The following is a 12,085-nucleotide window of genomic DNA, read 5'->3' as shown; positions in this document are numbered from 1 at the left end:
TACGCGTCGTCGTTTTGGCTGCCCCGGGGACCCGGCAACGGTGCGGACCGTCACACGGCGAGGTGAACGGTGGATCCGGTCGGAGCCGTACAGACGAGCATGCAGAGATCCCCGGGCGGACGTTTAGGGCCGCTCGATAGGGTCATCAGTGAGGGTTCCGCCCATCTCCCGAGGAGCACACCAATCGTGGCTGCCAACCGACCCGAGCTTCCCGCTCTCAACTGGTCCGACCTCGACCGCAGGGCCGTCGACACGGTCCGCGTGCTGGCCATGGACGCCGTGGAGAAATCCGGCAACGGCCACCCGGGTACGGCGATGAGTCTCGCCCCGGCGGCGTACCTCCTCTTCAACCGGGTGATGCGGCACAACCCGGCGGACCCGAACTGGCCCGGCCGGGACCGCTTCGTCCTCTCCGCCGGCCACTCCAGCCTCACCCTCTACATCCAGCTCTTCCTCTCCGGCTACCCGCTGGCCCTGGAGGACCTCAAGGCGCTGCGCCAGTGGGACTCGCTCACCCCGGGGCACCCGGAGCACGGTCACACCCCGGGCGTGGAGACCACCACCGGCCCGCTCGGCCAGGGTCTCGGCAACGCGGTCGGCATGGCGATGGCGGCCCGCCGCGAGCGCGGCCTGTTCGACCCGGACCCGGACTCCGGGCGGTCCCCCTTCGACCACGACATCTGGTGCATCGCCTCCGACGGCGACATCGAGGAGGGCATCAGCCACGAGGTCAGCTCCCTCGCCGGCCACCAGCAGCTCGGCAACCTCTGCGTGATCTACGACGACAACGAGATCTCGATCGAGGACGACACCCGGATCGCCAAGAGCGAGGACGTGGCGGCCCGCTACGCGGCGTACGGCTGGCACGTGCAGACCGTCGACTGGCGCCGCGGCGACGCCGACCAGGGCGACTACCACGAGGACGTCGAGGCGCTGTACGAGGCGCTGCTGGCCGCCAAGGCGGAGACCGGCCGCCCCTCCTTCATCGCGCTGCGCACCATCATCGGCTGGCCCGCGCCGCACAAGCAGAACACCGGCAAGATCCACGGTTCGGCGCTCGGCGCCGACGAGGTCAAGGCCACCAAGGAGATCCTCGGCTTCGACCCGGAGCGCACCTTCGAGGTCGACGACGAGGTGCTCAAGCACGCCCGCCAGGTGATGGAGCGCGGCGCCGAGGCGCAGGCGGAGTGGACCACCTCGTTCGACGCGTGGGCGCAGGCCAACCCGGAGCGCAAGGCGCTCTGGGACCGGATGTCGACCCGTACCCTCCCGCAGGGCTGGGCCGACGCCCTGCCGACCTTCCCGGCCGACGCCAAGGGCATCGCCACCCGGGCCGCCTCCGGCAAGGTGCTGGAGGCGCTCGCCCCGGTGCTGCCCGAGCTCTGGGGCGGCTCCGCCGACCTCGCGGAGAGCAACAACACCACCATGAAGGGCGAGCCGTCGTTCGTCCCCGCGGTGCACGCCACCAAGGACTTCCCGGGCGACGAGTACGGCCGCACCCTGCACTTCGGCATCCGCGAGCACGCCATGGGCGCGATCCTCAACGGCATCGCCCTGCACGGCGGCACCCGCCCGTACGGCGGCACCTTCCTGGTGTTCAGCGACTACATGCGCCCCTCGGTGCGGCTCGCCGCGCTGATGAAGCTGCCCGTGGTCTACGTCTGGACGCACGACTCGATCGGCCTCGGCGAGGACGGCCCGACCCACCAGCCGGTGGAGCACCTGACCGCGCTGCGCGCCATCCCCGGCCTCGACGTGGTCCGCCCCGCCGACGCCAACGAGACCGCCTGGGCGTGGCGGCAGGCCCTCGAGCACACCGACCGGCCGACCGCGCTGGCGCTGAGCCGGCAAGGGCTGCCCACCCTCGACCGCACCGAGCTGGCCGGCGCCGAGGGCGTCGCCAAGGGCGGCTACGTGCTGGCCGAGGCGTCCAACGGCAAGCCGCAGGTGATCATCGTCGGCACCGGCTCCGAGGTGCAGCTCTGCCTCACCGCGCGGGAGCGGCTGGAGGCCGACGGCACCCCCACCCGGGTCGTCTCGATGCCCTGCCAGGAATGGTTCTTCGAGCAGGACGAGGCGTACCGGGAGTCGGTGCTGCCGCGCGGGGTAAAGGCACGGGTGAGCGTGGAGGCGGGAATCGCCATGTCCTGGCGGGGCATCGTCGGGGACAGCGGCGAGAGCGTGAGCCTGGAGCACTACGGGGCGAGCGCGCCGCACACCGTGCTTTTCGAGCAGTTCGGGTTCACCCCCGACCGGATCGTGGCCGCCGCGCACGCGGCGCTGACCCGGGTGGGCGACATCACCGGTTTCACGACCGGCAACTGAGGGGAGCGGACGTCATGACGGACCGGCTGAGCGAGCTGCAGGCCACGGGGGTGGCCATCTGGCTCGATGATCTTTCCCGGGTACGACTCAGCTCCGGCGGGCTGGACCAGCTCCGCCGCGAGTCCCACGTGGCCGGCGTGACCACCAACCCGACCATCTTCGCCAAGGCGCTCGCCGACGCCGACGAGTACAACTGGCAGCTGCACGACCTGGCCATCCGAGGCGTCCAGGTGGAGGAGGCGGTCCGCCTGCTCACCACGTACGACGTGCGGTGGGCCTGCGACGTGATGCGCCCGTCGTACGACGCGAGCGCCGGGGTGGACGGCCGGGTCTCCATCGAGGTGGACCCGCGGCTGGCCCACGAGACGGACCGCACCGTCGCCGAGGCGAAGTCGCTCTGGTGGCTGGTCGACCGGCCGAACCTGTTCATCAAGATTCCGGCCACCGAGGCGGGCCTGCCGGCGATCACCGCCACGCTGGCCGAGGGGATCAGCGTGAACGTCACCCTGATCTTCGGGCTGGACCGGTACTCGCAGGTCATGGAGGCCTTCCTGGCCGGTCTGGAGCAGGCGAAGGCAAACGGCCACGACCTGTCGAAGATCGGGTCGGTGGCGTCGTTCTTCGTCTCCCGGGTCGACACCGAGGTGGACAAGCGGCTGGAGAAGATCGGCTCGGACCAGGCCAAGGCGCTGCGCGGCAAGGCCGCCGTGGCCAACGCCCGGCTGGCGTACGAGCGGTACTGCGAGGTCTTCGGCTCCGCGCGGTGGCAGCAGCTGGCCGAGGCCGGCGCCCACCCGCAGCGCCCGCTCTGGGCCTCCACGTCGACCAAGAACCCGGACTACCGGGACGTCATCTACGTCGAGGAGCTGATCGCGCCCGGCACGGTCAACACCATGCCGGAAGCGGTCATCCACGCGTACGCCGACCACGGCGAGACCCGCGACGACACCGTCACCGGCGGGTACGACGAGGCCCGCAAGGTCTTCACCGACCTGGAAGCGGTGGGCGTCGACATGGCGGACGTGATCGACACGCTGGAGCGGGAGGGCGTGGAGAAGTTCGAGGCGAGCTGGCGGGAGCTGCTCGACGGGGTGCGCAAGTCGCTCGAGGCGGCCGCCCAGGGCAGTGGGCAGCCGCGCCGCGCCGCGAAGGGCAACGCGCAGGCCGCCGCCCAGGCCGGAGGCAACGCGTGACGAACGGCGCCGGACGCGTCCCGGGGCAGCGCCCCGGGACGTGCCCCGCCGTTCCCACCCGGACCGGCCCGCACGCGGTACGGATCGCGCGCGCGAGAAATGAGCCGGTCCGGCGCGCCCCGTGGTCGCCAACCGGGGTGACCCCGTGAGCGAGCCGCTCGCCGGTCCCGCGGAGAGCGCCGGCGGGCTGGCCGTACGCGGCGCCGACGCCGTCGACCGGGCCTCGGTGCGGCAGGACCTGGTCGCCCGGGACGTCCCGGGCCGGCTCGCCGGGCAGGACCCCACCCTCTGGGGCCCGGCCGCGGCGGCCGGGGCGAAGCTCCGGCTCGGCTGGCTGGACACCCACGGCCGCAGCCGGGAACTCCTCCCCCAGCTCGCCGAGCTGACCGCCGAGCTGGAAGGGCTGGACCACGTGGTGCTCGCCGGGACGGACGGCTCGTCGCTCGCCGCGGAGGTGACCGCCCGTGCCCTCGGCCGGCCGCTGACCGTGCTGGACACCGCCGATCCCGGGCAGGTCCGCGCCGCCCTCACCGACCGGCTGGACCGGACCGTCGTGGTGGTCTCCGGCAAGTCCGGCGCGACGCTGGAGACCGACAGCCACCGGCGGGCCTACTGGCAGGCGTTCCTGGACGCCGGGATGACCGAGGCGGAGACCGCCCGGCACTTCGTGGTGGTCACCGACCCCGGCTCGGCGCTGGAGGCGACCGCGAACGAACTGGGCGTGCTGACCATCCCGGCCGACCCGCAGGTGGGCGGCGGGTACTCCGCGCTGACCGCGTTCGGGCTGGTCCCCACGGCGCTGGCCGGGGTGCCGGTGGCCGATCTCCTGGACGAGGCCGACGCGCTCGCCGGGGCGCTGGGACGCGACCGCGACAATCCCGGCCTGGCCCTCGGCGCGGCGCTGGGCGCGGCGGCCACCACGGGCCGGGCCACCGTCGCCCTGGTGCCCGACGGCACCGGTGTCGAAGGGCTCGGCGACTGGGCCGAGCAGCTGCTCGCCGAGTCCACCGGCAAGGCCGGAATGGGCCTGCTGCCGGTGGTCGTGGAGGCCCCCGACGCGCCCGGCGCCACCGGCCCGGACGTGCTCACGATCAGCTACGGCGGTGCGCTCGCCCCCGGCCGGGCGCCGGCCGTCGGCGCGGACGTGGCGGTCAACGGCCCCCTCGGCGCCCACTTCCTGACCTGGGAGTACGCCACCGCGGTGGCGGCCGTCACGCTGGGCGTCGACCCGTTCGACGAACCGGACGTCGCCGCGAGCAAGGAGCACACCGCCCGGCTGCTCGGCGCCGGGGTGCCGGCGGAGACCCCCTCGTTCACCGAGGGCGCGGTCGAGGTGCACGCGCCGGGCGGCTTCCCCACCGACCTGGCCGGGGTGCTGCGCCGGCTGCTCGACGGGCTCGGTGACGACGGGTATCTGGCCGTGACGGCGTACCTCGACCGGTCCGCCGACGCGGCGGTGGCCGGGCTGCGCGCGCTGCTGGCGGGGGCGACCGGGCGACCGGTCACCTTCGGCTGGGGCCCGCGGCACCCGCACGCCACGGGGCAGTACCACCTGGGCGGTCCCCCGGTCGGGAGCTACCTTCAGGTGACCGGCGCGGTCACCAGCGATCTGCCGGTGCCCGGCCGCCCGTACACCTTCGGGGAGCTTCAGGCGGCCCGGGCCGCCGGCGACCGGCAGGCGCTGGCCGGTCGTGGGCGCGCGGTGCTACGACTGCACCTGACCGAGCGGGCGGCGGGCGTCGCCCAGCTGCTGGATGCGGCCGGACGGACACGGACGTGACGATGAACGATGTGGATTCGGCGGAGCGAGGAGGCACCGTGAGCGCGAGGAGTGAGCCGGCCCTGCGGACCCCGCAGTCGTCAGGCGAAGCGGCCACGGGGAACCCGTTGCGCGACCCGCAGGACCGGCGGCTGCCACGGATCCCGGAGCCGTGCGCTCTGGTGATCTTCGGGGTGACCGGTGACCTGGCCCGCAAGAAGCTGTTGCCGGCGGTCTACGACCTGGCCAACCGGGGGCTGCTGCCGCCCGGTTTCGTGGTCCTGGGCTTCGCCCGGCGCGACTGGGGCGACGGTGACTTCGAAGGGCTGGCCCACGACGCGGCGAAGAAGCACGCCCGCACCCCCTGGCGGGAGGAGGTCTGGGCCCGGCTCGCCGGCAACATCAAGTTCGTCGGCGGCTCGTTCGACGACGACGCCGCGTTCGACCATCTCGCCAACACCCTCGACGAGCTGCGCGACTCGCACGGCATCACCGGCAACGCCGCCTTCTACTTCTCCATCCCCCCGGCGGCCTTCCCGGTGGTGCTCAAGCAGCTCGCCCGCACCGGCATGGCGGACAACGCCAAGTCCGGCGGCTGGCGCCGGGTGGTGGTGGAGAAGCCGTTCGGCAACGACCTGCCCTCCGCCAAGGCGCTCAACGACCTGGTCGACGACGTCTTCACCCGCCAGGACGTCTTCCGGATCGACCACTACCTGGGCAAGGAGACGGTCCAGAACATCCTGGCCCTGCGGTTCGCCAACAACCTGTTCGAGCCGCTGTGGAACTCCAAGTACGTCGACTCGGTGCAGATCACCATGGCCGAGGACGTCGGCATCGGCACCCGGGCCGCCTTCTACGACTCGGTGGGCACCGCCCGCGACGTGCTGCAGAACCACCTGCTCCAGCTGCTCGCCCTGGTCGCCATGGAGGAGCCGACCAGCTTCGACGCCGACGAGATCCGGGCCGAGAAGCTGAAGGTGCTCAAGGCGATCACCGTGCCGCAGGACGCCGCCCGGGACACCGTGCGCGGCCAGTACCTGCCCGGCTGGGTGGGCGGCGAGCGCGCCGTCGGGTACCTGGAGGAGGAGGGCGTCCCGCCGGACTCCACCACCGAGACGTACGTGGCGGTCAAGCTCGGCATCCAGAACCGGCGCTGGGCCGGGGTGCCGTTCTACATCCGGGCCGGCAAGCGGCTGCCGCGGCGGGTCACCGAGGTGGCCATCATGTTCAAGAAGGCGCCGCACCTGCCGTTCGAAGCGGCCGACATGGAGTCGCTCGGCCCCAACCAGCTCGTCATCCGGGTGCAGCCCGACGAGGGCGTGGTGCTGAAGTTCGGTTCCAAGGTGCCGGGCACCACCATGGAGGTCCGGGACATCGCGATGGACTTCCAGTACGGCGAGGCGTTCACCGAGTCCAGCCCGGAGGCGTACGAGCGGCTGGTGCTGGACGTGCTGATCGGCGACCGGACGCTCTTCCCGGACGCGGCCGAGGTGGAGCAGAGCTGGCAGGTCGTGGACCCGCTGGAGCACGCCTGGGTGGGCACCAAGCCGGAGCCGTACCGGGCCGGCGAGTGGGGACCGCGGGCCGCCGACGAGATGCTGGCCCGCGACGGCCGGGCCTGGCGGCGGGCGTGAGTGGCATGAGCGAGCGGACCAACGGGCACAGCAACGTGGCGGCGTCGCACGGCGGCGCGGGCCGACGGACCAGGAGGCTCCCGTGATCGGGCTGTGGGACACGACCGGCAACGAGGTGGTCAAGGCGCTCGCCGCCGAGCGGCGCAGCGCGGGCGGGGTGGCCAGTGGCATGGCACTCAGCCTGATCGTGGTGGTGGACGAGAAGCGGGTCCGGGAGGCGGAGGCGGCGGCGACCATCGCGGCCGCCGCGCACCCGTGCCGGCTGCTCGTGGTGGTACGCAGCGACGTCGAGCGGGAGCGCAACCGCCTCGACGCGGAGATCGTCGTCGGCGGCCGGCTGGGCCCGTGCGAGGCGGTGGTCATGCGGATGTACGGCCGGCTGGCGCTGCACGCCGAATCGGTGGTCATGCCGCTGCTGGTGCCGGACGTGCCGGTGGTGACCTGGTGGCACGGTGAGCCGCCCCAGGAGATCGCCACCGACTTCCTCGGCGTGGTGGCGGACCGGCGGATCACCGACGCGGCGCAGGCCGCCGACCCGATCGCCGCGCTGCGCCAGCGGGCCGCCGACTACGCACCGGGCGACACCGACCTGGCCTGGACCCGGATCACCCCGTGGCGCACCCTGGTGGCCGGCGCGTTCGACACCGCCCAGGCCAGGATCATCGAGGCGACCGTGGTGGCGCCCCGGAGCGACCCGACGGCGGCGCTGATGCGCGGTTGGCTCACGGCCCGGCTCGGCATCGACCCGGTCCGCAAGGACACCGACGAGTACCCCCGGATGCGGGAGGTGCAGCTGCGTTGCGCCAACGGCGACTCGCTGACCCTGACCCGGGACGACAGCGTGGCCGTCTTCCGGCGTACCGGGCAGGAGGACCGCACCCTGCCGCTGGTCCGCCGCCCGCTCGGCGACGAGCTGGCCGAGGAGCTGCGCCGCCTCGACGCCGACCAGGTGTACGCGGAGGCGCTCGGCGCCACCGCCGGCCTCTCCGGGTTGGATCAGCGGCCCAGCCAGCGGGTGCACGTGTGGAAGGATCCGGCGACCGCCGAGCGGGCCGAGGCCGGGATCTCCGCGCACGCGGGCGCGACCGCCAACGGGTGACGGGCGATGGCCCGGTCGCACCGCGGCCGGACAGCACAGGTGACCGCCGTGGGGCGGTCGGAACACGAAGGCGCGATGGATGAGTGAGGCGAGTGTCGCCGTACACGCCGATCCCGACCTGCTGGCGCAGGCCGTGGCGGCCCGGCTGGTGGTGAAGCTGCTCGACGCGCAGGCGGACCGGGGCCAGGCGTCGGTGGTGCTGACCGGCGGGCGGATCGCCGCGGCGGTCTACCGGGCGGTGGCCGCGCTGCCGGCCCGGGACGCCGTGGACTGGTCCCGGGTGGATGTCTGGTGGGGTGACGAGCGGTTCCTGCCGGCCGGCGACCCGGAGCGCAACGAGACCCAGGCCCGGGCCGCGCTGCTGGACGTGGTGCCGCTGGACCCGGCGCGGATCCACCCGATGCCGGCCTCCGACGGACCGGCCGGCAACGACCCGGAGACCGCCGCCGCCGGGTACGCCGAGGAACTGGCCCGGGCCGCCCGGCCCGGGCACGCCGCGCTCCCCCACTTCGACGTGCTCCTGCTCGGTGTCGGTGAGGACGGGCACGTCGCCTCGGTCTTCCCGGAGCACCCGGTGCACCACGACAACCGCCCGGTCAGCGCGGTCCGGGGCAGCCCGAAGCCGCCCCCGGTACGCACCACGCTCACCCTGCCGGCGATCAACACGGCCGAGGAGGTCTGGTTGGTGGCGGCGGGCAGCGACAAGGCTCGGGCGGTGGGCATGGCCCTGGCCGGGGCCGGTCCGGTGCAGCTGCCGGCGGCCGGGGCGCACGGGGTGACCCGTACCCTCTGGCTGCTGGACCGGGCCGCGGCGGCCGACGTGCCGCCCAGGTCGCGCAGCCTGCGCTGAGCATGGGCCCGGCGCGTCCGCCTTGGGGCGGCTCGGCGCGGGCTGCATCGCCCGTCGCGGCTGGACCTTGATGCACCGTGGCCCGGCTCGCTGGCGCCAGCAGGTAGGGTCTCCCGCGCTACCGACTTGATGACACAAGTGGATCGCCCCGGCGGGTCGCCCCACCACCGGCCTTGCGGTCGCCGAGCGGCGTCGCCCCCGGGGGGCTGATCCAGCTGCGTCGTCAAGTCCGTAGGCGGCTACCAGGCACCTCGGCGTCCGGTCCGCACGCTCGCGCGGGCGCTCGCGTCAGGCTCCCCGGCCCGCTCACGCCCCCCGACGGCGGCGGCGCAGCACCACACCACCGAGACGGACGCGCCGAACCGCCGAACCCACTCACGCCCCCCGACGGCGGCGGCGGTGCAGCGCGTCGAGGGCCTCGGCGAGCAGGGCCTCGGCCTGCTCGGGCGTGCGCCGCTCCTGCACGTACGCCAGATGGGTCTTGTAGGGCTCGGGGCGGGCCTGGCCCGGCGGGTTGTCGGGGTCGGGGCCGGCCGGCTCGCCGCAGCGCGGGCAGTCCCAGACCGCGGGGGCCTCGGCCTCGGCGGCGATGAGGAACTCGACCCGGTGGGCGTTGCGGCACCAGTAGGCGACCGGGCGGCGCGGGGCCGGCTCGGTGCGCTGGTCGAAGCGTTCGGGGGCGGACCCGATCCGGGAACCCCGGATGACGTTGCCACTCGGCACGGCTGCTCGCTCCTGTCGTCGGAGGGGACCACCGCCGGGGGGGTGGGCGGCGGGCGACGCGGTGCACAGCGGAAAACAAAACTGCGCGCGGTCCGTGACGGACCGCGCGCAGATTGTACGCCTCTGAGTGCCGACTCAGGTGGCGCTGTTGAGCTGGAGGCGGAGCCAGAGCCCGATCCCGACGATGCACGCGAACCAGACGATCCCGACCAGAACGGTGTAACGGTCGAGGTTCTTCTCCGCCACCGAGGAGCCGGCCAGGCTGGAGCTGACGCCGCCGCCGAACATGCTCGACAGCCCGCCACCCTTGCCGCGGTGCAGGAGGATCAGCAGGGTGAGCAGGATGCTCGTGATGACCAGCAACACGATCATCGTGTAGGCGAACCAGATCGGCATGGCGGGGGTCAGTCCTCTCGTTGCGATCACTGCCCGTCCTGTCGGGCACGGTGGCACCGACCGGTGGACGGGCAGCGTCAAGGATAGCGAGCGATCAGCGGGAGATGTGCTCCGGGAACCGGCAGATCTGCGCGAATTCCTCGGCGTCCAGGCTCGCGCCCCCGACCAGGGCGCCGTCGACGTCCGGCTGGGCCATGATCGAGGCGACGTTGGACGACTTCACCGAGCCGCCGTAGAGGATCCGGACCTGGTCCGCGGTGTCCTGGCCGAAGGTCTCCACGAGCCGCTTGCGCACCTCGCCGCAAACCTCCTGGGCGTCCTCCGGCGTCGCCGTCTTGCCCGTGCCGATCGCCCAGACCGGCTCGTACGCGACGACGACCTTGGTGACCTGCTCCCCGGTGAGCCCTCGGAGCGCGCCGTCGAGCTGGTCGCAGCAGTGCGGCACGTGCCGCAACTGCTCCCGGACCTCCAGGCCCTCACCGATGCAGAGGATCGGGGTCAGCCCGTTCGCCAGCGCGGCGGTCACCTTGTCGTTGACCAGCGCGTCGTCCTCGTGGTGGTACTGCCGCCGCTCGGAGTGGCCGACCACCACGTAGGTGCAGCCCAGCTTGGCGAGCATCGGCCCGGAGATGTCCCCGGTGTACGCGCCCGACTGGTACGGCGACAGGTCCTGCGCGCCGTAGCCGATCAGCAGCTTGTCGCCGTCCACCGCGGTCTGCACGGTGCGCAGGTCGGTGAAGGGCGGCAACACCACGCACTCGACGTCGGTGAGCTGCTTCTCGTTGAGGCTCGCGGCCAGCTTCTGCACCAGCAGGTTGGCCTCGAGGTGGTTCAAGTTCATCTTCCAGTTGCCGGCCATCAACGGCCGGCGGGTCGGGCTCGCCATTCAGTTCTCCAGGGCCGCGATGCCGGGGAGGGTCTTGCCCTCCAGGTACTCCAGGGAGGCGCCGCCGCCGGTGGAGATGTGGTCGAACGCCGACTCGTCCAGCCCGAGCGTCCGCACCGCCGCCGCGGAGTCACCGCCGCCCACGACGCTGAACGCCCCGGACTTGGCGATCGCCTCGGCCACCCCGCGGGTCCCGTTGGCGAACGCGGCCATCTCGAACACGCCCATCGGGCCGTTCCAGAAGACGGTCTTCGCCTGGGACAGCGCGGCGGCGAAGCCGGCCACCGTCTCCGGACCGATGTCCAGCCCGACCCGCTTGGACGGGATGCCGTCCGCCGGGACCGTGTGGTGCTCGGCGTCCGGCGCGAAGGCGACCGCGGCCACCACGTCGACCGGGAGCATGATCTTGCCGGGCTCGCGCTCCAGGAGGTTGCGGCAGGTCTCCACCATCTCGTCCTCGAGCAGCGAGCTGCCCACCTCGTGGCCCTGGGCCTTGAGGAAGGTGAAGCACATGCCGCCGCCGATGAGCAGCCGGTCGACCGTCGGCAGCAGGGCCTCGATCACCGCCAGCTTGTCGGAGACCTTGGACCCGCCCAGCACCACCACGTACGGCCGCTCCGGCTCGCCGGTGAGCCGGCTGAGCACCTCGACCTCGCGCAGCACCAGCCGGCCCGCCACGTGCGGCAGCCGGGCCGGCACGTCGTAGACGCTGGCGTGCTTGCGGTGCACCGCGCCGAACGCGTCGTCGACGTACGCGTCGCCGAAGGCGGCGAGCTGGTCGGCGAAGGCGCCCCGCTCGGCCTCGTCCTTGCTGGTCTCGCCCTTGTTGAAGCGCAGGTTCTCCAGCACGGCGACCTGGCCGTCGGCCAGGCCCTCCACCGTGGCGCGGGCCGAGTCGCCGACGGTGTCCTCGGCGAAGTGGACCGGCGCGCCGAGCAGCTCGCCCAGCCGCCCGGCCACCGGGCGGAGGCTGAACTGCGGGTCCGGCGCGCCCTTGGGACGGCCCAGGTGCGAGCAGACGACCACCTTGGCGCCGGCCTGGACCAGCGCGCTCAGCGTCGGCAGCACGGCCCGGATCCGGCCGTCGTCCGTGATGTCACCGGTCTGCTTGTCGAGCGGGACGTTCAGGTCGGCGCGCACCAGCACGCGCCGACCCGACACCCCCTCGCCGAGCAGGTCGTCGAGGGTGCGGATGCTCACAGAGCCAGCCCTCCGTTCGT

At 73.3% G+C, this 12,085-nt stretch carries 10 protein-coding genes; 6 read left to right on the top strand and 4 right to left on the bottom strand.

Annotated features, from left to right (window positions below; all coding sequences use genetic code 11):
* The first annotated feature begins 186 nt into the window (after window positions 1–186).
* From tkt to pgl, 6 genes are all read left to right on the top strand, one after another.
* Window positions 187–2,325, top strand: coding sequence for a transketolase (gene tkt, locus AB0I11_RS21615; RefSeq protein WP_357323146.1), 2,139 nt, complete (start codon window positions 187–189; stop codon window positions 2,323–2,325).
* Between the two features lie 14 nt (window positions 2,326–2,339).
* Complete coding sequence (gene tal / locus AB0I11_RS21610; protein WP_357323143.1) at window positions 2,340–3,518, top strand: transaldolase; 1,179 nt, start codon at window positions 2,340–2,342, stop codon at window positions 3,516–3,518.
* Window positions 3,519–3,663: 145 nt separating this feature from the next.
* Window positions 3,664–5,298, top strand: coding sequence for a glucose-6-phosphate isomerase (locus AB0I11_RS21605; RefSeq protein ID WP_357323141.1), 1,635 nt, complete (start codon window positions 3,664–3,666; stop codon window positions 5,296–5,298).
* A 2-nt stretch (window positions 5,299–5,300) separates the two neighbouring features.
* Complete coding sequence (gene zwf / locus AB0I11_RS21600) at window positions 5,301–6,911, top strand: glucose-6-phosphate dehydrogenase (protein WP_357323137.1); 1,611 nt, start codon at window positions 5,301–5,303, stop codon at window positions 6,909–6,911.
* 82 nt (window positions 6,912–6,993) lie between these two features.
* A complete protein-coding gene (locus AB0I11_RS21595) occupies window positions 6,994–8,010 on the top strand; it encodes a glucose-6-phosphate dehydrogenase assembly protein OpcA (protein WP_357323134.1) in 1,017 nt (338 codons plus the stop codon).
* A gap of 79 nt (window positions 8,011–8,089) precedes the next feature.
* Window positions 8,090–8,860, top strand: coding sequence for a 6-phosphogluconolactonase (pgl, locus tag AB0I11_RS21590; protein WP_357323131.1), 771 nt, complete (start codon window positions 8,090–8,092; stop codon window positions 8,858–8,860).
* A 375-nt stretch (window positions 8,861–9,235) separates the two neighbouring features.
* On the opposite strand, the gene AB0I11_RS21585 is transcribed toward pgl, so the two are convergent.
* The 4 genes from AB0I11_RS21585 to AB0I11_RS21570 all read right to left on the bottom strand — a co-directional run bounded on the left by AB0I11_RS21585 (window position 9,236) and on the right by AB0I11_RS21570 (window position 12,065).
* Window positions 9,236–9,583 carry an RNA polymerase-binding protein RbpA gene (locus AB0I11_RS21585; RefSeq protein WP_357323128.1) on the bottom strand — a complete coding sequence of 116 codons (348 nt, stop codon included), beginning with the start codon at window positions 9,581–9,583 and terminating at the stop codon, window positions 9,236–9,238.
* Between the two features lie 135 nt (window positions 9,584–9,718).
* Entirely contained in the window at window positions 9,719–9,979 is a 261-nt protein-coding gene (gene secG, locus AB0I11_RS21580) for a preprotein translocase subunit SecG (RefSeq protein ID WP_046571212.1), read from the bottom strand.
* A 94-nt stretch (window positions 9,980–10,073) separates the two neighbouring features.
* The gene (gene tpiA, locus AB0I11_RS21575) at window positions 10,074–10,865 is read right to left on the bottom strand and encodes a triose-phosphate isomerase (protein WP_357323124.1); all 792 of its coding nucleotides are present in this window, start codon (window positions 10,863–10,865) and stop codon (window positions 10,074–10,076) included.
* A complete protein-coding gene (locus tag AB0I11_RS21570) occupies window positions 10,866–12,065 on the bottom strand; it encodes a phosphoglycerate kinase (protein WP_357323121.1) in 1,200 nt (399 codons plus the stop codon).
* Between the last annotated feature and the right edge of the window lie 20 nt (window positions 12,066–12,085).

It is taken from the genome of Micromonospora sp. NPDC050495, assembly GCF_040655175.1.
GTDB lineage: Bacteria > Actinomycetota > Actinomycetes > Mycobacteriales > Micromonosporaceae > Micromonospora.
The sequence above is the reverse complement of the archived record's forward strand: the minus strand, read 5'-3'. Positions and strand labels throughout refer to the sequence as shown.